We start from the raw sequence: 21,415 nt of genomic DNA on the forward strand, positions 1-21,415 counted from the left end.
CTCCTTTCCAGATCATGCCCCATGGCTTATGTCGGGACATCGACGCCGAGTGAGAGGACACCCGCCATGCCGCTTCCCGCATCCATGCGATACGTCGACCTGCCGTCCTTCGGCGAAGCCGGGGTCATGGCCTTCGCCACCGGTCCGCTGCCTGCGCCAAGGCCCGGTGAAATCCTGGTGCGGGTCGAAGCCGCCGGCGTCAACCGCCCGGATGTCGCCCAGCGCCAGGGCACCTATCCGGCGCCGAAGGATGCGAGCCCCGTGCTCGGGCTGGAGATTGCCGGCGCGGTGGTGGCGCTCGGCGAAGGGGTCACCGAATTCGCCGTCGGCGACAGGGTCTGCGCGCTCGCCAATGGCGGCGGCTATGCCGAATATTGCGCGGTTCCCGCCGGCCAGGCGCTGCCCTGGCCGAAGGGTTTTGACGCGGTGAAGGCCGCCGCCCTGCCGGAAACCTTCTTCACCGTCTGGGCCAATCTCTTCCAGATGGCGGGCTTGACCGAAGGCGAAACCGTGCTGATCCACGGCGGCACTTCCGGCATCGGCACCACCGCGATCCAGCTGGCCAAAGCTTTTGGCGCCGAGGTCTTCGCCACCGCCGGTTCCGACGAAAAGTGCAAGGCCTGCGTCGATCTCGGCGCCAAGCGCGCGATCAACTACAGGACCGAGGATTTTGTCGAGGTCATTAAGGCCGAGACGGCCAAGCGCGGCGTCGATGTCGTGCTCGACATGATCGGCGCCGCCTATTTCCAGAAGAACCTCTCCTGTCTCGCCAAGGACGGCTGCCTGTCGATCATAGCCTTCCTCGGCGGCGCCGTCGCCGACAAGGTGGATCTCGGGCCCATCATGGTCAAGCGCCTGACCGTCACCGGCTCCACCATGCGCCCCCGCACCGCCGACGAAAAGCGCGGCATCCGCGACGAACTCGTCGCCGAGGTCTGGCCGCTGCTCGAAGCCGGCACCGTCGCCCCCGTCATCCACACCGTCCTGCCCTTCGACGCCGTCGTCGAGGCGCATCGGCTGATGGAGAGCTCGCAGCATATCGGCAAGATCGTGATGACGCTGGGGTGAGGGCAGGGGCGTTTCCGCTCTTTGTAACCGTTGCAATTATGTACTCCATAGGGTACATAGTCCATTATGGCGACGATAGAGAAGACCGAGGCTTTTGCCGAATGGCTTCGCGCGCTCAGGGATCCGCGAGCCATAGCCCGTATTGCCGTCCGTATCGACCGGCTGGCGGCCGGCAATCCGGGTGATGTCCGACCCGTCGGGGAGGGCGTCAGCGAACTCCGTATCGATTACGGCCCCGGCTACCGCGTCTACTATATCCAGCGTGGCCCGGTTCTCGTCATCCTGCTCTGCGGCGGCGATAAGAGTTCGCAGCACGCGGATATTCTCAGAGCCAAGAGCCTGGCAAAGGAATGGAAGGACGGAACCGCATGACACTCAAGACCAGCTCTTATGACAGCGCGGAATTCCTCGATACGGAAGAAGCCGTCGAGGAATATGTCGCGGCAGCCTTCGAAACCGAGGATCCGGCCTTCATCGCCAAATGCCTGGGCACCGTCGCCCGGGCGCGCAATATGAGCCAACTGGCGCGCGACGTCGGGATGAGCCGAGCCGCACTCTACAAGGCGCTGAGCGGGCAGGGCAATCCGGAATTCGGCACGATCATGAAGGTTCTGCACGCGCTTGGCATAAGGCTCAAGCCGACCATGGACGGTGATCGGTCGGAGACAGTTCCGCCCTTGGCGATGTCGACCTGAACCTGTTGTCGCACCCCATCCCCCCCGTCGCCAGCCTCGTGCAACCGTCGGTCCGTAAGCCTGCCGGCGACGGAGGGAGGCGAAAGCCATGAAGAAGAGCTTTGAGCAGGCGCTGAAGGAATATCAGGCCGGGCGGCTGCCTGCGGCGTTGAAATTCGCAGAAAAGGCCGTGGCCGAAGGCGGCGCCGGCCATCCCGGCCTCCTGGCGCTGATCGGCAACATCCAGTTCAAATCCGGCGATCGCGCCGCCGCCGCCGAGGCCTTTACCCGGGCGGCGGAAAAGGCCGACGACAAGGCCGCCGCCGGCTTTCTCAAACTTGCCGTGACGCTCGCCCAGGCGGCCGGCCTGACCGATCTGCTGCTCGCCGTCGGCGTCCGGGCGGTGAAACTGAACCCAACGGAACCGGAACTGGCCTTCACCGTCGCCAGCGCCTTCTTCACCCGCGGCCGCTGGGGTGACATGGACCCGATGCTGGAACGGCTCGATCGCGGCAACGACCGCCACATGGCGCTGATCGTCAATCATCATCGGCTGATGAGCCGGTTCGATGCCCTCTATGCCGAGCTCGACCGGGCGCTCGCCAACCGCCCCGACGACCTGTTCCTCAATGTCTCTAAATTCGCCGTCGCCCGCGAGGTTCTCGATTTCCCCACCATCGAGCGCCACGAGGCGTTGATGCGCCAGCCGGACGCGCCCTTTGCCGCCGGACTGATGGCGCGCGAGCCGGCGCTCGGCCGCATCCTCTGGTGCGACGACGAGGCGCTCAACGCCCGCCCGAGCCAGGAGGCATCGAGCTATGCCGCGACCCTGCCGTCGGCCACCGGCCGCACCCGCCGGGCCTTCTCCGCCTCGGGCGAAAAGATCCGCATCGGCTACCTGTCCAACGACTTCCACGGCCATGCGACGATGACGCTGTTCCTCGAGGCCATGGCCGCCCACGACCTGGAACGGTTCGACGTCACCCTGTTCTGCTATACCGAGCGCCATTCCGCCGCCCAGCAGGCGGCCTGGCCGGAGCACTTGCGCGCCCGGATCGTCCCCATCGGCCATCTCTCCGACGAGGCGGCGGCCGCCCTGATCTCCGAGCGCCGGACCGACATCCTCGTCGACCTCAAGGGTCACACGATGGGGGCGAGGCTCGGCATCGTCAATCTCTCCGACGCGCCGGTCAAGGTCACCTATCTCGGCTTCCCCGGCTCCGTCACCGGCGTCGATCTCGACTATGCGATCACCGATCCGATCATCACTCCCGACAGCAGCAAACCCTTCTACGCCGAAAAGCTCTGCCGCTTGCCGGAGACCTACCAGGCCAACAACTGGCGCACCCGCCCGCGGCCGCGGCCGATGGAGCGCAGCGATGCCGGCCTGCCGGAGGACGCCTTCGTCTTCGCCTCGTTCAATGCCAGCTACAAGATCACGCCGGCCACGCTGTCGCTCTGGGTCGCGGTGCTGTCCGCCGTGCCGGATTCGCTTTTGTGGATCCTCTGCCGGACGCCGGAGGCCCGGCGCAATTTCACCGCCGCCATGCGGGCGCGCGGGATCGATCCGGCGCGCCTGATCTTCGCCGAGAACCGGCCCTATGCCGAGCATGTCAGCCGCCTCCCGCTCGCCGACCTCGCGCTCGACACCCGGCCGTGGAACGGCCACACGACCACCTCCGACATGCTGTGGGCCGGCCTGCCGGTGCTGGCGACAAGGGGCCGGACCTTTGCCAGCCGGGTATCCGCCAGCCTTTTGACCGCCATCGGCCTGCCGGAGCTGATCGCCGAGAGCGACCGCGACTTCGTCGACAAGGCGGTCATGCTGGCCCGCGATCCTTACGCGCTGACGGCCTTGAGGTCTCGCCTCGACGAGGCCCGCTTCACCGCGCCGCTGTTCGACAATGAGCGCTTCTGCCGCCATCTGGAGCGCGGCTTTGAGGCCATGGCCGCGCGGGCGAGGGCGGGTCTGCCGCCCGACCATATCGACGTCGAGGCGCTGCCGCCGCGCACCACGCCCTTCTCCGGCGAAGCCTCCTGATCGACACCCCTTGAAACCGCCGTATTCGACGCCCATCTTTCTCACAGTGTTAACGAACGAAAGGGAGGTGATCGAATGTCTAATGAGATTTCGGTTTGCATGACGGGCTTGGCGAAGACGATGGTCTCGACGGGGCAGCCCTCGGCCTGACCTCGCCTTGCTACGGATCGCGCCGCGTGATCCGGGTCCGGAATGGGACCAAACTCATGGAAGGGCCGCCTCGCGCGGCCCTTTTTTGTGGCCAGACGCTTGAAGCATGTTTCCCGGACGAGATCGCGCAAGATCCGCGCCCGCAACCCCATGGCAGACGGTCTCACTCGAACCCGCTCAATCGGGCCAGCCGATCGCGCCAAATCCCGGCAGCTTGAGCGCTGGCTGCTGGAAATCGAGCCCCGCCACCAGCCCGAGAAGATTGACCTCGAGCCCGCTGCGGGCGCCGAGCGAAAGCCCGGCCAGCCCGCCGAGGCTCAGATGAAGGTCGCGGCCGTCGCTGTCGAGCGCATAGAAGGCCCCATTCGGCAGGTAGTCGCGGCCGACCGCATCCGGCGGCAGAACCGCCCCCAGTTCCGGCACGGAACGCAGCACATGGGCGACGAAGGTGTTCGAGTTCGGCCCCGGATAGATCCGATAGCCGCCGGGCTCGCCGTGGGGATAGCTGGAGATCGCCGCCTCCATCTTCGGGATCAGCCGCTCGGCCTGCGGGCCCTTCACCGAGGTGACGAGGCGCGGCGGATTGGAATACCAATAGCCGTCCGGCGGCCGATGATTGCGACGGATCGGCGCGCCCCAGCCGACCTTGTCATAGCGCTGATACTGGCCGTTCTTCTGCTTCGTGACGATCCAGGCATGGCTGGCGACCGAACCCTTCATGCCGCCCGTCATGGCCGAAAAGACATAGATCGCGGCTTGTGGGGTCTCCTCAGCCTTCGGCAGGATGCCGGCCGATCCCCAGTCCGCCTCGTTCCAACGCGCCGGCCGGTCCTTGGCCGCCCACAGCCCCGCCGACACCAGGGTCGGCAGGACAAAGACAAGGGCCAGCATGGTGAGCAGACGCAGCATGGTTTTCAATCGCGGACCTCGTGCATCGGGCGTTTGTTTGCGCTATGAGCCGGAGACAATCCGGAATTTTTGAGGCAAGCCATGAACAATCCGATCACCGTCGAAGTCACCCGCGGTAAACTTGTCGAGAGCCGCCATCGCGGCCTGGCCGTCGTCACCGATGGCGATGGCGCGATCGTCTTCTCCGCTGGCGATGTCGATGCCGTGACCTTCCCCCGCTCGGCCTGCAAGGCGATGCAGGCCCTGCCGCTCGTCGAGACCGGCGCGGCCGACGCCTATGGCTTCGGGATGAAGGAACTGGCGCTCGCCTGCTCCTCGCACTCCGGCGAAGACGAGCATGTGGCGCTCGCCGCCTCGATGCTGAAGGCCGCCGGGCGTGATGAAAGCGTGCTCGAATGCGGCGCCCACTGGTCGTTCGAACAGCCGGTGCTGATCCACCAGGCCCGCACGCTGGAGAAGCCGACCGCGCTTCACAACAATTGTTCCGGCAAGCATTCCGGCTTCGTCTGCGCCTGCTGCCATTCGGGCGAGGATCCGCGCGGCTATGCCGGCTACGACCACCCGCTGCAGGCGGAAATCCGCGGCATCATGGAAAGCCTGACCGGCACGCCGCTTGGCCGCGACAATTGCGGCACCGACGGCTGCTCGATCCCGACCTATGCCGTGCCGCTCGTCGCGCTTGCCCGCGGCTTCGGCAAGATGGCGACCGGCAAGGGGCTGGAGCCGGTGCGGGCCGCCGCTTCCAAACGCCTGATCGAGGCCTGCATGGCCGAGCCCTTCTACGTCGCCGGCACGAAACGCTTCTGCACCCGGCTGATGCAGGTGGCGCCGGGCAAGATCTTCGCCAAGACCGGCGCCGAGGGCGTGTTCTGCGCGCTCCTGCCGGAAAAGGGCCTGTCCTTCGCCGTCAAGTGCGAGGACGGCACCACCCGCGCCGCCGAATCGATGATCGCCGCCCTCCTTGCCCGCCATTTCGACAAGGACATGCCCGAGCACGCCGCCCTGATGGCCATGGCCAACCACTCCATGCGCAACTGGATCGGCCTGCATGTGGGCGACGTGCGGGTGACGGACGTGCTGTTTGGGTGAAGGGGCGGCCAGGCGGTGCCGCTTGTCCCTTCTCCCCGTCAGAACGGGGAGAAGGTGCCGGCAGGCGGATGAGGGGCGGCTCACGGATGCGAGGATTGCGGAAGGCGGCGGGGAGCCTGCAATCGGCAATGGCCGCAATGGGGCCGATGGGGGACTGTCCGATGTTGGGGGGGGCGTAAGGCGAGAGCCGACATTCGCGCTTCTGGTGCTGTTGTCCGAGTTTGACCCTATGCGGACGCGGACTTACTCTTCTCCACGATCGACAATCATCAGACTCGGGTCACTTGCAGAGCGATAAATGAAACACTCAGGATTTGGCCAGGTTGGGATTCGGCCAATCCATATGTCACCGGCACCGAGATGAATCTTGCACCACTCGTCAGACCAAACCAATTCTTTGACTATTACTGGAGCATCGTCGAAGAAGATCTCGATTCTGACTTCGGTCCAAGCCGTTATCGCGCCATCTTCAAAGACGATGATTATGCCATTTGCAGGCTCGTGCCGGATTTCCCTCAGCTCTTTTCCGACGAGCCTATCGGCCATTAAATCCATCTGTCAGCCCCCGTGTCAGGTCGACCATTACCGCAGGCTGGGATGTATTGCCAATGACTGCTTCTGACGCGCAGGCGACGTGATGCCCCACGGCGCTATGTTCGCTCTCGGGCCTGATAGATGACCACGTCTACGACAGAGTTGAAAGCGCAATTCGTCATGTCGTTCTTGCCAAGAAACCCCTTCGAGCCCGACCCCACTCCATCATCCCCCCTCTACGCCCCATCAAAACCCCCTCTGGCCTGCCGGCCATCTCCCCCACAAGGGGGGAGAGGACGCACGGTTGGCGCCGCGGCTAGCCCCTCCCCCTTGTGGGGAGGGGTTGGGGAGGGGTGGCCGGGAGCAGGACGTCGGCGGCGATGTCCAAGAAACGTGAACCACCTCCACCGCCGCCTCATTCCATCACCGCCACCCCCGCCTCGCGATAGGCTACCAACCTCTCCGCCGCGATCCCGGCCGGCACGATCAGCCCGGTGATGGCGTCGAGCGGCGCGATGCGGCAGGGGGAGACGGCGTCGAGCTTTTCCTCCGTCACCGCCACATAGGTTTTCGCGCTGGCGTCGAGAATGTGCCGCTTGATCGCCGCCTCCTCGAAATCGCCGGTCGACAGGCCGTGGCGCGGATGCGCGGCGGTGACGCCGAGGAAGAAGAGGTCGGGGCGGATGGCGTCGATTGCCTGAATGGCCGCGGCCCCGACCGAAACCATGGAATGGCGGTAGAGCCGCCCGCCGATCAGGATGACCTCGACCATCGGGTAATGCTCGAGTTCAGCGGCGATGGTCGGTGAATGGGTGGCAACGGTAAGCGCCATGTCGCGCCGCAGATGTCGCACGATCTCGGCCGTCGTCGTGCCGCCGTCGAGGAACACCATCTGGCCCGGACGGATAAGGGCCGCCGCCCTGGCGCCGAGCGCCGCCTTCTCCGCATGGGCAACGCCACGCCGGAGGCCGAGGTCCGGCAGGTCGGGCGCGACCGGCAGCGCCCCGCCATGCACCCGTTTAAGCAGCCCCTGGGCCGCCATGTCGCGCATGTCGCGGCGGATCGTGTCCTCGGATACGTCGAGTTCGCGCGCAAGCGCCCCGGCGAGCGCCTGGCCGTCCCGCCGCAGCGTTTCGAGGATGTGGGTTCTGCGCTGGCTGCCGAGCATTGCACGTTCCTGCACGAATGGTGCTAATGATTCACGATAATGCACGAATAGATTCGACATGCCAGCAGAAACACGCAAATGTCGGCAAGCCTGCAGGAAACAGGCGGAAGAAACCATGGGAGATGAACGCATGCTGATATTGATTGCCGGCCCCTATCGCTCCGGCACCGGCGACGATCCGGTGAAGATGGCGGACAACCTGAAACGGCTGGAGGCGCCGTCGCACGCGCTGTTCAAGGCGGGGCACGTGCCGATGATCGGCGAATGGGTGGCGCTGCCGGTCTGGCATGCGGCCGGCGGCAAGACGATCGGCGACGATCTCTACGAGGAGATTTTTCACCCGGTGGCGGGGCGCCTGCTACAATTGTGCGAGGGCGTGCTGCGCCTGCCCGGCGCCTCGAAGGGCGCCGACAACGACGTGCGTATCGCCGCCGAGCGCGGCATTCCGGTCTGGTATCGGCTGGAGGACGTGCCCGGCTGCGCCTGAGACGGCCCGTCGCGATGACGACCGCCGGCGCACCCCTTCGCGTCAGGGGAGGGGTCGCCCATCCCGAATATGTTGAACCGCGCCGCGGCGGCCCCGGCAGAAGGCCTCATACGGCAAAAATCGCCGCGTCGTCGTTGAAGGCCTTGAACTCCAGCGCATTGCCGGAGGGGTCGAAGATGAACATGGTGCGCTGTTCGCCGGCCTGCCCCTCGAAGCGCAGCTTGGGCTTCAGCCCCCAGCGTGTGTCCGGGTCGGCTTCCAGCCGTTCGACCAGCGCCAGGAAATCGCCCATGGCGAGGATCACGCCGAAATGCGGGATCGGCACGGTGTCGCCGTCGACCGCGCCGCTTGCCGTGTCCTTGGGCATTTCCGCTCTCAGATGCGCCGACATCTGGTGCCCGAACAGGTCGAAGTCGATCCACTTGCCGGGGCTTTCGCGGCCGATGCGGCAACCGAGCACCGTGCCGTAGAAATGCCGCGTCGCCTCGATGTCGGTGATGGGAAAGGCCAGATGGAAGGGTCGCATGGGGTCTCCTCGATTTCTTGTCTGCCCAGACTAGCGCGATCCGCCCCGAGCGCAAGCCGGCACGCCCCGGCAAGGGCGCCCCGGCGCCGCTTGGCAATTGACAATTGCATGTTGCGATGCACAATCAATGCCATCGACCGCAGCGACGATGGGCGCCAGGCCCGGCCGGGATGTGCACGAGGTGCGTGTATGAGCAGGATGACGCTTTCGTCGCGTGAGATTGCGGCGGTGGATTATGATCCGAACGCCTTGCGGCTCGAGGTCGAGCTGCGCAAGGGCGGCGTCTACGAGATCCTCGGCGTGCCCGAAACCATCTACCAGACCCTCATCACCTCGCAATCGCCCGGCACCTATTATCACCTGCATATCCGCAAGGGCGGCTACCGGATGACGCGGCTGCGCTGAAGCGGTCGCTGACCGCCGCCGGGCGGGCGCAAGCTGGCCCCCCCCGGCGCTCTCCTCACTCCTGCTCGTCGAGACGCGCCTGCCACATCGCCTTGAAGGCGGGGCGCTCATGGCAGCGTTTCAGCCAGGCCGAAACATGGGGAAAGGGCTCGAGCGCCGGCGCATAGGGCTGCGCATAGCGCACCACTTCGGCGAGGTTGATGTCGGCCACGGTGAAGCGTCCGCCGACGGCATAATCATTTCCGGCGAAATGCTGTTCCAGCACGCCGAACGGCCGCTTCAAGAGGCGCGAAGCGACGTCCGCCTCCGCCTGTCCGGCCTCGGTGGCAAGCCGCCCCTGCGCATTGGCCATGGAGATCTTCAGCGCATTGGCTTCCATCTCCGACACCGCGAAGAACGACCACTGGGTGATCAGCGCGTCCTCGAAAAGGTCCCTGGGCGCCAGCGGCCCGCCGTGCTTCTTGGCGAGATAGAGGTTGATCGCCATGCTCTCGTAGAGCCGCAGGCCGTCGTCGTCGATCGCCGGAATCGCCCCCATCGGATTGATGGCGAGGAATTCCGGCGAGCGGGTATTGGTCCTCACCCCCGGCGCCATCGGGTCGGCGAGCTTGTAGGCCTGGAGAACCGGAACGTGCTCGAACGTCAGCCCGAGTTCGCCGGCAAGCCAGAACGTGCGCGTCGCCCGCGACTTGTAGACGCCATAGATCTTCAACATGAAAGAAACCCTCCGATTGATTTGCCGGAAGGCTATCGGTCGACCATGGCGATGAAAAGCCGCGGATCGCTGATCCGGCCATGAATTTCGCTGATGGTCGAAAGCGCCGAGGAACGTGCCGTCTCAGCCGGTGGCGCTGAGCGGGACTTCGTTTTCACCAAGCGGCGTGCCGATGACTCGGCCCTCCTTCAGCAGCGTCGAAATGGCCGTACAGTCGATCGCCCGCGCGTAGAGATAGCCCTGGGCATAGGTACAGCCCAGCCAGTGCAGCGTCTCGGCCTGTTCCGCGGTCTCGACGCCTTCGGCGACGACGCCGATTCCAAGGCCCCGGGCAATGTCGATCAGACCCTTGATGATGACGGCGCCGCGCCGGTCGTTGACCATGCGCTGGACGAAGCACTTGTCGATCTTGATGACGTCGACGGGCACGGTGAGCAGATGGGTGAGCGAGGCGAAACCGGTGCCGAAATCGTCGAGAGCGACGCTCATCCCGGCCGCCCGCAGTTCGCGGATCTGCCCGGCGACGATCTGGTCGCGCTGGTCGAGATAGACGCTTTCGGTTACCTCCAGGGTAACCTTGCGCAAGGGGATGCCCGCTTCGTTGAATTGGCTTGCCACCCTTTCGGCAAGCCCCGGTCGGTAGAAGTCGGCCGCCGACAGGTTGACGCTGACCCGACCGAAATCGATGCCCGCATCCATCCAGCGCCGCGTGTCGGAAGCAACATTGCCGAGCATCCGCCGCGTCAGCTCGAAGGCGATGTTGACGTCCTTGGTCGCCTCGTGGAAATGCGCCGCCGACAGGATTTCGCCGCTTCGCGTCTTCATCCGGCAAAGCGCCTCGAGATTGGCGACCCGGCCGGTCGCAAGTTCGACGATCGGCTGGTAATAGGCTTCGATACGGTTCTCGCGCAGGGCTTCCGTAACGTCCTGGATGGCGCGGAACCGCTTGACGATCGCAGTGCCCAGCCCCGGCACGTATTCGATGTAGTTTCCGCGCGCCCGTTCCTTGGCGTGGTAGAGCGCATAGTCGGCGTTCTGGCGCACCTGCTCGGCGCTGTCGCCGGCCATGGCCCCGGCGCCGCCGAGCGTGACCGACGGATAGATCACATGGTCGAAGCAGGTGCAGGGGCGCCGGACCGCGTCCAGCACGCGCGCGGCGATGGTAGAGAGATCCCTGCTCGCCTCGCCGGTCACGATGATGGCGAATTCGTCGCCGCCGAGGCGAAAGCTCATGCCCGGCTCGCCGATGGAGGCGATCCTGGACGCCACGGTGCAGATCAGGTCGTCGCCGGCCCGGTGGCCGAAGGTGTCGTTGACCAGCTTCAGATTGTCGACATCGCCGAGCAGCACGCCCCAGGGCGCGCCGGCCTCGTCCTGTGCGGCAATCACGTCGTTGAACCGGCCGCGATTGGGCAATTGCGTCAGTGCGTCGGTCTCGGCCAGCCTTTGCCGTTCGGTGACGCGCTGGTCACGCTCGATGGCGATGGCGCAGAGGTGGACGCAGGCATCGACGATCTTCTGCTCGAACTCGGAGGGGCCGCGCGGCGTGCGGAAATAGAAAGCGAAGGTGCCGAGCACCTTGCCCGAGCCGATGATCGGCGTCGACCAGCAGGCGGCGAGCCCGAGCGGAAGCGCATAGTGCTTGAAATCGGCCCAGAACGGGTGGGTGGCGATATCGGTGACGGTCACCGGGCTTTCGGTAAAGGCGGCTGTGCCGCACGAACCGACGCCGGGACCGATGGCCGTGCCGTCCAGCGCCGCTGCATAGGCCTTGGGAAGCGAGGGGCCGGAGAGGTGCCGCAACCGCTTCTGTGCATCGAGCGCCAGCACGGAGCAGACGATGTCGGGAGTGGTCTGCTCGACGGTGCGGCACAACAGGTCGACGGTCTCCCCCAGCGATTGGCCGGTGGCGATCATTTCGAGAATCTTGTTCTGCAGTCGTGTCAGCATGGTTGTGCGCGGTTCCCGTGTATCGTCAATGAAAACACGCGGCCCTTAAATACTTGTTACGGAAAACCTAAAATAGCGATGCAACCACCAATCCGGTGGCCACGCTCGAGAGGCAATCGCCTGGCGGTCGCCTCAGCCTCGCCGGTTGCCCTCGACCGTCAGGTGAGGGTGGCCTGCGGCGCCGTCGATCAGTTCGTCGGTCGCCTTGTCGTTCCAGCGATAGCCGAGGATGGCGCCGTCGGGTGCCGCGCCGATCACATTGCCGGAAATCAGCGTCGTGCCCGTACCCTCGACCACCGAGACGGCGATGCCGACCGGGCAGTCGCGGATGATGTTGGCGCTGGCAACGACATTGCGCAGATAAGGCCCCCAGCCGAGCATCAGCCCCCATTTCGGTGCCTTCTCGATGACATTGCCGCTCACCACAGTATCTGCCTCCACCGCGATGCCGAAACCGAAGCCGGCGCCGTCATGGCTGTAGGGGCCGTCGCGCTTCAGGTTGCGCACGATATTGCCGGTGACGCTCGACAGGCGGCCGCCCTCGTCGAGATTGACGACGAGAATGCCGTTGGCCGCGCCGTCGACCAGATTGTCGGCGATCAGCGCACCCTCGAAGGAAAATTCCGCATAGATCGCCGTCTCGCCCGAGCGCAGGCACTGATTGGTGGCGATGGTGACGTTGGACGCCGAATTGGCGCGGATCGCCGAAAAGGCGCAGTCGGAGACGTGATTGTTGGAGATCAGCACATTGTCGGCGCGGAAGAGGTTGATCCCATTGCCGTGCTGCCCGGTGCCGCCGGCCCGCGCGCCGATCCGGGCGATGCGGTTGCCGCTCACCATGGCGCCGTCCTCGCCCTTGGTCCAGCGATGCACCAAGATGCCGCCATTGCCGCAGTCGGTGACGTCATTGTCCTTGATCGTCAGCGCCTTCGTCTCGATCGCCAGCAGTCCGGCATCGGCGGCCCCGGTGATGCGGCAGTCGCTGATCCGTCCGCCGCAGCGCTCCAGTTGCAGCCCATGCTTGCGGCTGCCGACGATCTCGCAGTCGCTGACCAGCACCTCGTCGACGGCGCGAAACGAGACCAGCGCATCGGCATAGTCGGCGAGCCAGCGATTGGCGCCGTCGAGCGTAATGCCGGAGAGCGCCACATGGCGTGCGTCCCGCGCGGTGATCAGATGGCCGTCGCCGGTATAGGTGAGGCGGGTGGCGCCCGGCACGCCGAACAGTTTCGTGCCGTCCGGCAGGTCGAGATTGGAGACCTCGTAGGCGCCGGCCGGCAGGAACACCGGCTGTCCGCTGGCGGCGGCGGCATCAAGCAGCGCCTGCAGCTTGCGGCTCTGGTTGTCGGCGGCCCCCGGCACGATGCCGGCCTGCGCGGCATCCAGCGCCCCGCGCAGTTCGGCGGCGATCGGCAGTGGCTGGGCACGCGCTTGACCGGCGGAAAAACCCAGCCGCAAGGCCGGCAGGCTTGCCAGCCCTTGAAGGATCATCCGCCTGTTCAGCATCATCGCTCCCCGTTGACGACCGGCCCAAGGGGCACGAAACGGTTCCCTGCCCATCCGGGACGGCCGGAGCTTGGCCGAAAGCGCCGGATACGGCAAGCACGGCTGCGACAAATCATCCGCCTGTCGCCTGGCCGGAACAGTTTGCGCCAGATCAATGCCGGAGCTTTGGCAAGGTCTAGTCTTCAGACCAGAAAGTAAATCGATGGAGGGCTTCATGCTTCGTCTTTCCGCAGTTCTTTATATCCTGGTTGCCAGCGCCTTGGGCGGCGCGGCCGTCACGGCCGTCCTTGCCATGCGCATGTTGGAGGCTTGGCAGATCGCCGGGGCGTTTGCCGCCGGCTGCGTGCTCGCGCTGCCGATCTCGGCCATTCTCGGTCGCAAGATCTACAATGCGATGAAGACCCCTTCGGCGACTGCCTGACGCAGTCGCTGGACCGTGCGCTGAGCCTGCCGGTGTTCCCTGGGGCGGACCGATACCGGCAGATCGGGGTTCAATGTGCGCGACGCAGGCCGGCTTCGTCCTTGAGCGGATGAGGCCGGTCGCAACGGTTTCGCGATAGACATGAACGGCGTTTGTTCGCGCGTCGCTATTCTTCGCCTTCCGTCCTGACCTGCGATTCGATCTCGAACTGCTGCCGGCGCCGGTCGAATCCGCAAATGAAGCGGTCATAGAGTTCGGCGAAGCGTTCGACATCTTCGGCCGGCCAGTCCGCGACGATATCGCGGATCGTGTCCCGCTTCACCTCGTCCGCCTTCTTCAGCAGGTCGTGGCCGACCGGCGTGATGACGACGATGGCCCGCCGCGCGTCCTCCTGTGAAACCTCCCGCTTCAGCAATCCCCGGCGCACGAGATCGGCGACGATGCGGCTGGATCGCGACGGATCGACGCGCAGTTCCTCGGCGATCGCCCCGACGGTGGCCTCCTGGTTCGCCTGCAGCCGCCTGACCGTTCCCACCACATCGAGATGCGACAGTTCCATGCCGCCGCCGACGCGGCTGATCACCAGATTGCCGATGAAACGCCGGCCGATCATCAGCCGCATGCGCGCCATGGCGTTTCCAATGCGGGCAATGGTATCGGCGGCGAGGCCGGCGCCGGGCGGGGAGGGTGGGCTCGTTTCGTTTGACATGACTCTGGATAGCAGATGTTCGCCTGCCTTCCAACAAATTTCGTGCAGCCAGCATGTAGCTGCGATTGACAAATACATGCTAAAAGCACATAAATTGACGAACTTCAAACCTGGACCCCCGCCATGGACATGAAATCGTCTTCGCAGACGGCCGCGCCGGCCGTTCCCGCCCCGCCGCCAACACCGATGCCGGCACCCTTCGTCTCGCTCGTCGCCGACCCCCGCCGCCGCGTCGTCGTCTTTGTCCTCTTGCTGACGGCGCTGTTCATGGCGACGCTCGACAACCAGATCGTCTCCACCGCGCTGCCGACCATCGTCGGCGAATTCGGCGAACTCGAGCGCTTCGGCTGGATCGGCTCCGCCTATCTGCTCGCCTCGAGCGCGGTCATGCCGCTCTACGGCAAGCTCGGCGACCTGTTCGGCCGCAAATACGTGATCATGGCGGCGGTCGCCATCTTCACGCTGGGCTCGCTGGTCTGCGGGCTGGCGGTCTCCATGGACACGCTGATCGCCGCCCGCGTGCTGCAGGCGCTCGGCGGCGGCGGCATCATGGTGTCGATCTTCTCGATCAATGCCGACCTGTTCGAGGCGCGCGAGCGGGCCCGCTACCAGAGCTATGCCAGCCTGGCGCTGATGGCGTCGGGCGCCGTCGGTCCGGTGCTGGGCGGCACCTTGAGCGACCTGTTCGGCTGGCGCTCGATCTTCCTGGTCAACCTGCCGATCGGCATCCTCGTGCTGGCCGGCCTTGCTTTCCTCTTGCCCTACCGCAAGCCGCATCGTCGGCCGAAGATCGACTATGCCGGCGCTATCCTCTTGGCGGGTGCCGTCGCCAGCGTCGTGCTGTGGGCCGACAGCGCGCAGATCTTCGGCTCGCTCATAGCCACGCAAAGCCTCGCCGTGATCGCCTTCGGCCTTGTCTGCGCGCTTGGCTGGATCGCCGTCGAGCGGCGTGTCGCCGAACCGGTCGTGCCGCTGTCGCTGTTTTCCAACCGCACCATCAATCTCCTGCTGGTCGTTTCGCTCGTTTCGGGCGCCATCGGCATCGGCTCGGTCAATTATGTCGCCCTGTTCCTGCAGACGACGACGGGGCTGACCCCGACCCATGCCGGCCTGCTATTCATCGCCATGACCGGCGGCATTGCCGCGGGCTCGCTCTGGGCCGGCCGGCGGATCTCTAAGAGCGGTCTCTACAAGCCCTTTTCGGTCGCCTCCACGGCGCTCGGCGTCGTCAGTCTGGCCTTCTTCAGCCAGATGCACGCAGGCACCTCGGTCGTCCTCATCGCCGCCGTCATGCTGCTGCACGGCATTAGCATCGGCATCGGCCAGCAGGTGCCGGTGCTCGGCGTGCAGAACGCCGCCTCGCGCGACGATGTCGGGGCCGCCACCGGCACGGTGACGCTCGCCCGCATGTCGGGCGCCGCTATCGCCATCTCGATCTATGGCGCGATCATCGGATCCGGCCTGTCGCATCTGACCAACCAGATCCCGGGTGTCGCCGACTTCCAGCAACTGACCCCGCAAATGCTGGCCGCCCTGCCGGAGGCGAGCCGGGCCGCGGTCGCCGAGGCCTATGCGGGCGCCTTCTTCCCGCTCTTCCTCACCGCCTCGGGCATCGTCGCCATCGGCCTTGCCGCCGCGCTGATGCTGAAGAACGTTCGCCTGCCGGTCGCGGGCAAGGGGAGGTAGGTCAGAGGCGCCGAGAGCGGGCCGGCGCGAATGCTTCACGACAGCTTCGCGCCAGCCGCGTTTGCCAGAGTGCGGCCAATATCTCGGCATGAAGCGGTGAACGATGTTGTCCAAGCGATTTTCTCAGCAGTCCCTCTCGACCGTCGCGCAGGCGCGCCGCCTGGTCGGCCTGGCCTCCGGTACGGCCTTGCTCTCGATCCTGTCCGGCTGCCTGTTCGTCACCGACACCAGCCGCATGAACATCGATGTCTTCCAGGACGAGGTGGCGCCGGTCTATTACGATCCGGCCCGCGTCCAGCCGGCCGATCCGCAGCCGGTTCCGCAGAAGCGCGAGCTCTACACCACGCAGTTCCACCAGACCTACGGCCTGCCGGTCAGCAATCCGCTGCACCGCGTCATGTACGGCGTGATCCGCGACGACGGCCACACCCTGCCGGCCATCCCGGTCGACCGGGTTGATCGCGCCCAATTGCGTCAGGAAATCACCTATTCGACCAACGAGGCGCCCGGCACGATCGTCGTCGATACCAAGGCGCGCTATCTCTATCTGGTCCAGCCTGGCGGCAAGGCGATCCGCTACGGCGTCGGCATCGGTCGCGACGGCTTTTCGTGGTCGGGCCGCGGCACGATCCAGATGAAGCAGAAATGGCCGCGCTGGACGCCGTCCGACGAGATGGTGGCGCGCCAGCCGGACCTGCGCAGCGTGTCGGCCTCCGAAGGTGGCCTGGAAGCGGGGCTCAACAACCCGCTCGGCGCGCGTGCGCTCTATATCTACCAGGACGGCAAGGACACGCTCTACCGCGTCCACGGTACGCCCGACTGGCAATCGGTCGGCAGGGCGACCTCGTCCGGCTGCGTGCGCATGTTCAACCAGGATGTCATCGACCTTTATGACCGCGTCGGTCCCAAGGCGCAGATCGTGGTGATCTGACGTCGACTGTTGACGGCTTGCCACGCACTGTCGCAAAAACGACAGCCTCCCAAAGAGTTGACCCGGCTTGGCGGTTGCATCCCGCCCGCTTTCCTGTTGCATTGCGCAAAAATCGGGAACAAAGCTGATCCTCGGGATTTTAGCTGCGTCCTCTTGCCGTGTCGTTCACAGGAAGCTTCCTCGTCCATGCCTTCATCGGATCAATTCTCGCGCCGCACCTTCCTCTCCCTCTCGGCTGTCGGCGCCGCCAGCCTGCTCGCCGGTTGCGCCTCGTCCAGGCCCGTCGGTGGCCCGATCGCCACCACGATCACCTATCGCGACGGCGGAAGCCGGCTCGACCGCCCGATGGCCGTGGGTTCGGCCGAGCTCGACGCCATGTATGGCGAGATCTATGACGGCGGCTATGTCATTCCGGCCGTGCCCTATCAGAGGATCGATCCGCGCTTCTACCGCCAGCGGGTCGTCGACCCGACCGGCCAGCCGCCCGGCACGATCGTCGTCGACACGCCCTCGCGCTTTCTCTATCTCGTCGAATCGGGCGGCACCGCCATGCGCTACGGCGTCGGCATCGGTCGCGAGGGCTTTGCCTGGCAGGGCACCGGCGTCATCCAGTGGCGGCAGAAATGGCCGAAATGGACCCCGCCGGACGAGATGATCGCCCGCAAGCCGGAGCTTGCCGAATATTCGGCGGACAATGGCGGCATGCCGCCGGGCCTCGACAATCCGCTCGGCGCACGCGCCCTATACATCTTCCAGAACGGCGAAGACACGCTCTATCGCCTGCACGGCTCGCCGGAATGGAATTCGATCGGCAAGGCCGTTTCGTCGGGCTGCGTGCGCCTGCTCAACCAGGACGTCATCGACCTCTACGAGCGCGTGCCCAACAAGGCCAGGGTGCTCGTCTGGCAGTAAGGCGGGCGCCGTCCGAGCGGCGCCGGTCTGAATGTCCTTCCTTCTCCCCATCGTGGGGGAGGGGAGCCGTGCGCCTTTCGCCAGGCTCAACGTATGGCGGCCAGGCGGCGATGCCGTTTCACCCAGCGCCAGCCCATCATGCCGCGGATGCGCTACCTTCTCCCGGCTGCGGATGAGGGTAACGGACAATCCGGTACGGACCGCTCCTACTCCAGTTCGACCAGCCGCTTCTTCAAGCGCTGGAGACTGTCGCGCAGCGTGCCGAGTTCACCCATGGTGCAACCGGTCTGCTCGCCGATCGCCCGCATGATCTTGGCCGCATGACATTTCATCGCCCGGCCGGGTTCCGTCAGGGTGACGAAGACCTGCCGCTCGTCGGCGGTGTCGCGCCGGCGCTCGACATAGCCGGTCTGTTCCAGCCGCTTCAACAGCGGCGACAAGGTGCCCGAATCGAGCCCCAGCTTTTCGCCGATCGCCTTGACCTGCTGGCCGTCCTCTTCCCATAGCGCCATCATCACCAGATATTGCGGATAGGTGAGGCCGAGCGGCTCCAGAAGCGGCTTGTAGGCGCGATTGAACGCATGGGCCGCGCCATAGAGCGCAAAACACAGCTGGCGGTCGAGCGTCACTTCCTTTTCCAGGTCCGCATCACTCATGTTCGACGTCGAAGCTCCCTCTTGATATCCCCGTGCGAACTGTCGCCAATTCTGATCTTCGGGGCAATGCGCAAAAAATAAATTGCGCACAATTTAATTGTGTCATATATAGCGTCCATTCCAACGCGAAACAAGGAGCATTCCCATGGCCATCCTCTACACCGCCCAGGCATCCGCAACCGGTGGCCGTTCCGGCCGCGCCGTTTCCGACAATGGCGTTCTCGACGTCACCCTGACCGTTCCGAAGGAACTCGGCGGCGACGGCGCCACCGGCACCAATCCCGAGCAGATGTTCGCCGCGGGCTATTCCGCCTGCTTCCTCGGCGCGCTGAAATTCGTCGCGGCCAAGGAAAAGGTGAAGATTCCGGACGACGCCAAGATCACCACCCGCGTCGGCATCGGCCCGCGCGACGATGGCACCGGCTTCGGCATCGACGTGGCGATCTCCGCCGAACTGCCGGGCATCGAGCGCGAACTGGCCGACAAGCTGGTCGCCGCCGCCCATATCGTCTGCCCCTACAGCCACGCCATGCGCACCTCGACCGAGGTTCCGGTCAGCGTCGCCTGAAGGGGGGGAGGCAGTAGGCAGTAGGCAGTAGGCAGTAGGCCCGCCGCTGAGCGTCATCGCCTTCCTCGCATTTCCAAACCGATCCACCGCCTGAGGGCCGGCCGCGTGCCGGCCTTTTTCCGTATGTCGGGCCGTGTTCAGGGAATGGTGAGCCCTCACCCTGAGGCGGGAGCGTCGGCGACCCTCGAAGGGCGAGGGCGGGCGGAGTTGCAGCTCTCCATCAGCCGCTCGCGTTCCGCCGACCTTTGCCCCTCACCCTGACCCTCTCCCCGTAAACGGGGAGAGGGGACGGCCACGGCGGTGCCGCATGGTCCTTCTCCCCGTGAGAACGGGGGTGAGGAATGGTCGGCGAAGCCGACGAAACGATCCATTGAATCGTTTCGAATGACGAACGCCCTGAGCCCAGGCGAAGGGCCGGCAGAGGTGCCGGCAGGCGGATGGGGGGCGGAACGAATCTTCGCAACCTCAATTTGTGACACCTCTTCATCTAAGGACGATAATGTACTATATTCTTTCCACGGAAAGGATCGTGCCATGCTCCATCAACCGCTCGAATACGCAAAGCCGCCCGTCTCGGAAGGCGCGACCGTCACCAAGGCGGTGATTGCCGCCGCCGATCGGCTGGGATTGTCGGCGCGCCAACTATCGGCCGTGATCGGCGTCTCCGAAGCCAGCATATCGCGTATGAAGCGGCTGGATTTCCGTCTCGAGCGTGGCACCAAGCCGTTCGAGCTGTCGCTGCTGTTCATCCGCCTGTTCCGCTCGCTGGATGCCATCACCGGCGGCGACGAGGCGGTCGCGCGCGCCTGGCTGAGGGGCGAAAACACCGTGCTCGGCGGCGCGCCCCTCACCAAGATCGCAACCATCTCCGGTCTCGTCGATGTCCTCGCCTATCTGGACGCCCGCCGCGCTCTCGTCTGAGGCCCGCGCCGCAGCTGGGGCCTTCTGGCGGCTGGTCGAGGCGCAGCATCAGGTCTCGACCATGAAACTGGTCGACAGCGTCGAGGAGCAGACCCTGCTCGAAAGCCTGCTGGAAGAAACCAAGCCGGCCTTTCCGCCCGAATGCGCCGGGCTCGACTATCTGCTGGCGACCCCGTTCCGCTATGGCGGTGTCTATCCGCACGGCTCGCGCTTCCGCCGCGCCGGCCGCACGCTCGGTGTCTATTACGCGGCTGAAAACGTCGATACGGCACTCGCCGAAATGGCCTTCTACCGCCTGTTGTTCTACGCCGAATCGCCCGCAACGCCGCTGCCGGCCAATGCCAGCGGCTACACCGCCTTTTCCGCCCGGATCGGCACCGACCGCGCCATCGATCTGACCCGGCCGCCCCTGGTGAGAGACGAGGCGGCCTGGACCGATCCTGCCGACTACACCGCCTGCCAGGCGCTCGCAGACACGGCGCGGGCCGGCGGGATCGAAGCGATCCTCTACCGCTCGGTCCGCGATCCGAAGAGGGCTAAGAACATCGCGCTGCTGACCGCAAGCGCCTTCGCCAACCGCGAGCCCGTCGAGCGCCAGACCTGGCGCATCCGCCTCTCCTCGACCGGCGTCCAGGCCCTGTGCGACTTCCCCCGTCGGCTTGTCGGCTTCGCGATCGCGGATTTTGCCGGGGATGAAAGGTTGAAGGAAAGGTTCGGGTGACGCCTGTTCCCCTGCCGCAATCCTCGTGCTTCCGCCCCTCACCCTGACCCTCTCCCCGCAAGCGGGGAGAGGGGACGGCCAAGGTGGTGCCGCACGTCCCTTCTCCCCGTCAGAACGGGGAGAAGGTGCCGGCAGGCGGATGAGCGGCAGTTCGCGCGAGCCGTTCCTACCGCCCGATCTCCAGCAGATCCCGCCGCAAACCATCCGGATCGCCCGACGAAAGCTCGGCCTCGACCGCGGCATGGGTTTCGCGCCAGATCGGCACGGCGGCCGAGAGGACGGCGGCGCCGTCGGCGGTGAGGCGCAGCCGCTTGCCGCGCCGGTCCTTCGGGTCGGTCTCGATCGACACCCAGCCGCGCCGTTCGAGCGGCTTCAGCGCCGCCGTCAGCGTGGTGCGGTCCATGGCGAGCAGATGCGCGACCGGCCCCATCGGCGGCGGCTCCGGGCGGTTGAGCGCCATCATCAACGAGAATTGGCCGTTGGTCAGGCCCAGCGCCTTCAGTGCCGTGTCGAAGCGGCGCGCCAAGGCTCGCGCGGCTCGCTGGGCATGAAGGCACAGGCACGTATCGCGCACATGAATGGTGGTGGAATAGGGAATCAGGGGCTCGGTTGACATGTATCAAATATGTTGATATCAACCTAAATGTCAAGATGAAACCGGTCCCGGA

Annotated in this window: 24 protein-coding genes; 14 read left to right on the forward strand and 10 right to left on the reverse strand. The window is 65.6% G+C overall.

Going from position 1 to position 21,415, the window contains the following annotated elements:
• The first annotated feature begins 66 nt into the window (after nt 1-66).
• From RHIZ70P_RS14240 to RHIZ70P_RS14255, 4 genes are all read left to right on the forward strand, one after another.
• Complete coding sequence (locus RHIZ70P_RS14240; RefSeq protein WP_181904029.1) at nt 67-1,068, forward strand: NAD(P)H-quinone oxidoreductase; 1,002 nt, start codon at nt 67-69, stop codon at nt 1,066-1,068.
• Nucleotides 1,069-1,134: 66 nt separating this feature from the next.
• Nucleotides 1,135-1,440 carry a type II toxin-antitoxin system RelE/ParE family toxin gene (locus RHIZ70P_RS14245; protein WP_115671078.1) on the forward strand — a complete coding sequence of 102 codons (306 nt, stop codon included), beginning with the start codon at nt 1,135-1,137 and terminating at the stop codon, nt 1,438-1,440.
• A complete protein-coding gene (locus tag RHIZ70P_RS14250) occupies nt 1,437-1,763 on the forward strand; it encodes an addiction module antidote protein (protein ID WP_115671080.1) in 327 nt (108 codons plus the stop codon). Before RHIZ70P_RS14245 ends, RHIZ70P_RS14250 begins: the two co-directional genes overlap by 4 nt.
• Before the next feature lie 88 nt (nt 1,764-1,851).
• Nucleotides 1,852-3,783: a glycosyl transferase gene (locus RHIZ70P_RS14255; protein ID WP_115671082.1), complete on the forward strand. Its 1,932-nt coding sequence runs from the start codon at nt 1,852-1,854 to the stop codon at nt 3,781-3,783.
• Nucleotides 3,784-4,110: 327 nt separating this feature from the next.
• On the opposite strand, the gene RHIZ70P_RS14260 is transcribed toward RHIZ70P_RS14255, so the two are convergent.
• Nucleotides 4,111-4,851 (reverse strand): DUF3750 domain-containing protein, encoded by a 741-nt coding sequence (locus RHIZ70P_RS14260; protein ID WP_115671084.1) that lies wholly within the window; start codon nt 4,849-4,851, stop codon nt 4,111-4,113.
• A 72-nt stretch (nt 4,852-4,923) separates the two neighbouring features.
• Here RHIZ70P_RS14260 and RHIZ70P_RS14265 point away from each other — a divergent pair, with 72 nt between their 5' ends.
• Nucleotides 4,924-5,931 (forward strand): asparaginase, encoded by a 1,008-nt coding sequence (locus tag RHIZ70P_RS14265; protein WP_115671086.1) that lies wholly within the window; start codon nt 4,924-4,926, stop codon nt 5,929-5,931.
• Nucleotides 5,932-6,174: 243 nt separating this feature from the next.
• On the opposite strand, the gene RHIZ70P_RS22805 is transcribed toward RHIZ70P_RS14265, so the two are convergent.
• A complete protein-coding gene (locus RHIZ70P_RS22805; RefSeq protein WP_147294002.1) occupies nt 6,175-6,486 on the reverse strand; it encodes a hypothetical protein in 312 nt (103 codons plus the stop codon).
• A gap of 394 nt (nt 6,487-6,880) precedes the next feature.
• Nucleotides 6,881-7,633, reverse strand: coding sequence for a DeoR/GlpR family DNA-binding transcription regulator (locus tag RHIZ70P_RS14275; RefSeq protein ID WP_115671089.1), 753 nt, complete (start codon nt 7,631-7,633; stop codon nt 6,881-6,883).
• A gap of 130 nt (nt 7,634-7,763) precedes the next feature.
• Between RHIZ70P_RS14275 and RHIZ70P_RS14280 the strand changes: the two genes are divergently transcribed.
• A complete protein-coding gene (locus RHIZ70P_RS14280) occupies nt 7,764-8,120 on the forward strand; it encodes a DUF4406 domain-containing protein (protein WP_115671217.1) in 357 nt (118 codons plus the stop codon).
• 106 nt (nt 8,121-8,226) lie between these two features.
• On the opposite strand, the gene RHIZ70P_RS14285 is transcribed toward RHIZ70P_RS14280, so the two are convergent.
• The gene (locus RHIZ70P_RS14285; protein ID WP_115671091.1) at nt 8,227-8,646 is read right to left on the reverse strand and encodes a VOC family protein; all 420 of its coding nucleotides are present in this window, start codon (nt 8,644-8,646) and stop codon (nt 8,227-8,229) included.
• 189 nt (nt 8,647-8,835) lie between these two features.
• Here RHIZ70P_RS14285 and RHIZ70P_RS23050 point away from each other — a divergent pair, with 189 nt between their 5' ends.
• Entirely contained in the window at nt 8,836-9,051 is a 216-nt protein-coding gene (locus tag RHIZ70P_RS23050; protein WP_181904030.1) for a KTSC domain-containing protein, read from the forward strand.
• Between the two features lie 55 nt (nt 9,052-9,106).
• Here RHIZ70P_RS23050 and RHIZ70P_RS14295 read toward each other — a convergent pair whose 3' ends face one another.
• The 3 genes from RHIZ70P_RS14295 to RHIZ70P_RS14305 all read right to left on the reverse strand — a co-directional run bounded on the left by RHIZ70P_RS14295 (nt 9,107) and on the right by RHIZ70P_RS14305 (nt 13,222).
• A complete protein-coding gene (locus tag RHIZ70P_RS14295; protein WP_115671093.1) occupies nt 9,107-9,766 on the reverse strand; it encodes a glutathione S-transferase family protein in 660 nt (219 codons plus the stop codon).
• Nucleotides 9,767-9,889: 123 nt separating this feature from the next.
• The gene (locus RHIZ70P_RS14300) at nt 9,890-11,716 is read right to left on the reverse strand and encodes a putative bifunctional diguanylate cyclase/phosphodiesterase (RefSeq protein WP_115671095.1); all 1,827 of its coding nucleotides are present in this window, start codon (nt 11,714-11,716) and stop codon (nt 9,890-9,892) included.
• Nucleotides 11,717-11,848: 132 nt separating this feature from the next.
• A complete protein-coding gene (locus RHIZ70P_RS14305) occupies nt 11,849-13,222 on the reverse strand; it encodes a TIGR03808 family TAT-translocated repetitive protein (protein ID WP_115671219.1) in 1,374 nt (457 codons plus the stop codon).
• Between the two features lie 214 nt (nt 13,223-13,436).
• Between RHIZ70P_RS14305 and RHIZ70P_RS14310 the strand changes: the two genes are divergently transcribed.
• On the forward strand, nt 13,437-13,643 hold the full coding sequence (locus RHIZ70P_RS14310; RefSeq protein WP_115671220.1) for a hypothetical protein: 207 nt from the start codon (nt 13,437-13,439) through the stop codon (nt 13,641-13,643).
• A 166-nt stretch (nt 13,644-13,809) separates the two neighbouring features.
• Here the strand turns inward: RHIZ70P_RS14310 and RHIZ70P_RS14315 are convergent, their stop codons facing one another.
• Nucleotides 13,810-14,352 carry a MarR family winged helix-turn-helix transcriptional regulator gene (locus RHIZ70P_RS14315; RefSeq protein ID WP_115671098.1) on the reverse strand — a complete coding sequence of 181 codons (543 nt, stop codon included), beginning with the start codon at nt 14,350-14,352 and terminating at the stop codon, nt 13,810-13,812.
• A gap of 129 nt (nt 14,353-14,481) precedes the next feature.
• Between RHIZ70P_RS14315 and RHIZ70P_RS14320 the strand changes: the two genes are divergently transcribed.
• The 3 genes from RHIZ70P_RS14320 (at nt 14,482) to RHIZ70P_RS14330 (ending at nt 17,881) form a co-directional block, all read left to right on the forward strand.
• Complete coding sequence (locus tag RHIZ70P_RS14320; protein WP_419178298.1) at nt 14,482-16,038, forward strand: MDR family MFS transporter; 1,557 nt, start codon at nt 14,482-14,484, stop codon at nt 16,036-16,038.
• Between the two features lie 103 nt (nt 16,039-16,141).
• Nucleotides 16,142-16,969 (forward strand): L,D-transpeptidase, encoded by an 828-nt coding sequence (locus RHIZ70P_RS14325; protein ID WP_115671100.1) that lies wholly within the window; start codon nt 16,142-16,144, stop codon nt 16,967-16,969.
• 186 nt (nt 16,970-17,155) lie between these two features.
• Entirely contained in the window at nt 17,156-17,881 is a 726-nt protein-coding gene (locus RHIZ70P_RS14330; protein WP_115671101.1) for a L,D-transpeptidase family protein, read from the forward strand.
• Between the two features lie 206 nt (nt 17,882-18,087).
• On the opposite strand, the gene RHIZ70P_RS14335 is transcribed toward RHIZ70P_RS14330, so the two are convergent.
• Nucleotides 18,088-18,537 carry a MarR family winged helix-turn-helix transcriptional regulator gene (locus RHIZ70P_RS14335; protein WP_115671103.1) on the reverse strand — a complete coding sequence of 150 codons (450 nt, stop codon included), beginning with the start codon at nt 18,535-18,537 and terminating at the stop codon, nt 18,088-18,090.
• Between the two features lie 145 nt (nt 18,538-18,682).
• Between RHIZ70P_RS14335 and RHIZ70P_RS14340 the strand changes: the two genes are divergently transcribed.
• The 3 genes from RHIZ70P_RS14340 to RHIZ70P_RS14350 all read left to right on the forward strand — a co-directional run bounded on the left by RHIZ70P_RS14340 (nt 18,683) and on the right by RHIZ70P_RS14350 (nt 20,747).
• The gene (locus RHIZ70P_RS14340; RefSeq protein WP_115671105.1) at nt 18,683-19,105 is read left to right on the forward strand and encodes an organic hydroperoxide resistance protein; all 423 of its coding nucleotides are present in this window, start codon (nt 18,683-18,685) and stop codon (nt 19,103-19,105) included.
• Nucleotides 19,106-19,639: 534 nt separating this feature from the next.
• Nucleotides 19,640-20,026, forward strand: coding sequence for an MbcA/ParS/Xre antitoxin family protein (locus tag RHIZ70P_RS14345; protein ID WP_115671107.1), 387 nt, complete (start codon nt 19,640-19,642; stop codon nt 20,024-20,026).
• Nucleotides 19,986-20,747: an RES family NAD+ phosphorylase gene (locus RHIZ70P_RS14350; RefSeq protein ID WP_115671109.1), complete on the forward strand. Its 762-nt coding sequence runs from the start codon at nt 19,986-19,988 to the stop codon at nt 20,745-20,747. The genes RHIZ70P_RS14345 and RHIZ70P_RS14350 overlap by 41 nt, the downstream gene beginning before the upstream one ends.
• A 166-nt stretch (nt 20,748-20,913) precedes the next feature.
• On the opposite strand, the gene RHIZ70P_RS14355 is transcribed toward RHIZ70P_RS14350, so the two are convergent.
• Complete coding sequence (locus tag RHIZ70P_RS14355) at nt 20,914-21,363, reverse strand: MarR family winged helix-turn-helix transcriptional regulator (RefSeq protein ID WP_115671111.1); 450 nt, start codon at nt 21,361-21,363, stop codon at nt 20,914-20,916.
• Nucleotides 21,364-21,415: the final 52 nt, after the last annotated feature.

Origin of the sequence: Paenirhizobium selenitireducens ATCC BAA-1503 (assembly GCF_900492185.1) — a bacterium.
GTDB classification, from domain to species: domain Bacteria; phylum Pseudomonadota; class Alphaproteobacteria; order Rhizobiales; family Rhizobiaceae; genus Allorhizobium; species Allorhizobium selenitireducens_A.

Coding starts and splice junctions, on each gene's coding strand:
- RHIZ70P_RS14250 (WP_115671080.1), top strand. CDS start 1,437: ATGACACTCAAGACCAGCTCTTATGACAGCGCGGAATTCCTCGATACG.
- RHIZ70P_RS14315 (WP_115671098.1), bottom strand. CDS start 14,352: ATGTCAAACGAAACGAGCCCACCCTCCCCGCCCGGCGCCGGCCTCGCC.
- RHIZ70P_RS14285 (WP_115671091.1), bottom strand. CDS start 8,646: ATGCGACCCTTCCATCTGGCCTTTCCCATCACCGACATCGAGGCGACG.
- RHIZ70P_RS14335 (WP_115671103.1), bottom strand. CDS start 18,537: ATGAGTGATGCGGACCTGGAAAAGGAAGTGACGCTCGACCGCCAGCTG.
- RHIZ70P_RS14255 (WP_115671082.1), top strand. CDS start 1,852: ATGAAGAAGAGCTTTGAGCAGGCGCTGAAGGAATATCAGGCCGGGCGG.
- RHIZ70P_RS14295 (WP_115671093.1), bottom strand. CDS start 9,766: ATGTTGAAGATCTATGGCGTCTACAAGTCGCGGGCGACGCGCACGTTC.
- RHIZ70P_RS14340 (WP_115671105.1), top strand. CDS start 18,683: ATGGCCATCCTCTACACCGCCCAGGCATCCGCAACCGGTGGCCGTTCC.
- RHIZ70P_RS14310 (WP_115671220.1), top strand. CDS start 13,437: ATGCTTCGTCTTTCCGCAGTTCTTTATATCCTGGTTGCCAGCGCCTTG.
- RHIZ70P_RS14350 (WP_115671109.1), top strand. CDS start 19,986: ATGTCCTCGCCTATCTGGACGCCCGCCGCGCTCTCGTCTGAGGCCCGC.
- RHIZ70P_RS14330 (WP_115671101.1), top strand. CDS start 17,156: ATGCCTTCATCGGATCAATTCTCGCGCCGCACCTTCCTCTCCCTCTCG.
- RHIZ70P_RS14345 (WP_115671107.1), top strand. CDS start 19,640: ATGCTCCATCAACCGCTCGAATACGCAAAGCCGCCCGTCTCGGAAGGC.
- RHIZ70P_RS14245 (WP_115671078.1), top strand. CDS start 1,135: ATGGCGACGATAGAGAAGACCGAGGCTTTTGCCGAATGGCTTCGCGCG.
- RHIZ70P_RS14240 (WP_181904029.1), top strand. CDS start 67: ATGCCGCTTCCCGCATCCATGCGATACGTCGACCTGCCGTCCTTCGGC.
- RHIZ70P_RS22805 (WP_147294002.1), bottom strand. CDS start 6,486: ATGGATTTAATGGCCGATAGGCTCGTCGGAAAAGAGCTGAGGGAAATC.
- RHIZ70P_RS14305 (WP_115671219.1), bottom strand. CDS start 13,222: ATGCTGAACAGGCGGATGATCCTTCAAGGGCTGGCAAGCCTGCCGGCC.
- RHIZ70P_RS14325 (WP_115671100.1), top strand. CDS start 16,142: ATGTTGTCCAAGCGATTTTCTCAGCAGTCCCTCTCGACCGTCGCGCAG.
- RHIZ70P_RS14300 (WP_115671095.1), bottom strand. CDS start 11,716: ATGCTGACACGACTGCAGAACAAGATTCTCGAAATGATCGCCACCGGC.
- RHIZ70P_RS14355 (WP_115671111.1), bottom strand. CDS start 21,363: ATGTCAACCGAGCCCCTGATTCCCTATTCCACCACCATTCATGTGCGC.
- RHIZ70P_RS14275 (WP_115671089.1), bottom strand. CDS start 7,633: ATGCTCGGCAGCCAGCGCAGAACCCACATCCTCGAAACGCTGCGGCGG.
- RHIZ70P_RS14320 (WP_419178298.1), top strand. CDS start 14,482: ATGAAATCGTCTTCGCAGACGGCCGCGCCGGCCGTTCCCGCCCCGCCG.
- RHIZ70P_RS14265 (WP_115671086.1), top strand. CDS start 4,924: ATGAACAATCCGATCACCGTCGAAGTCACCCGCGGTAAACTTGTCGAG.
- RHIZ70P_RS23050 (WP_181904030.1), top strand. CDS start 8,836: ATGAGCAGGATGACGCTTTCGTCGCGTGAGATTGCGGCGGTGGATTAT.
- RHIZ70P_RS14280 (WP_115671217.1), top strand. CDS start 7,764: ATGCTGATATTGATTGCCGGCCCCTATCGCTCCGGCACCGGCGACGAT.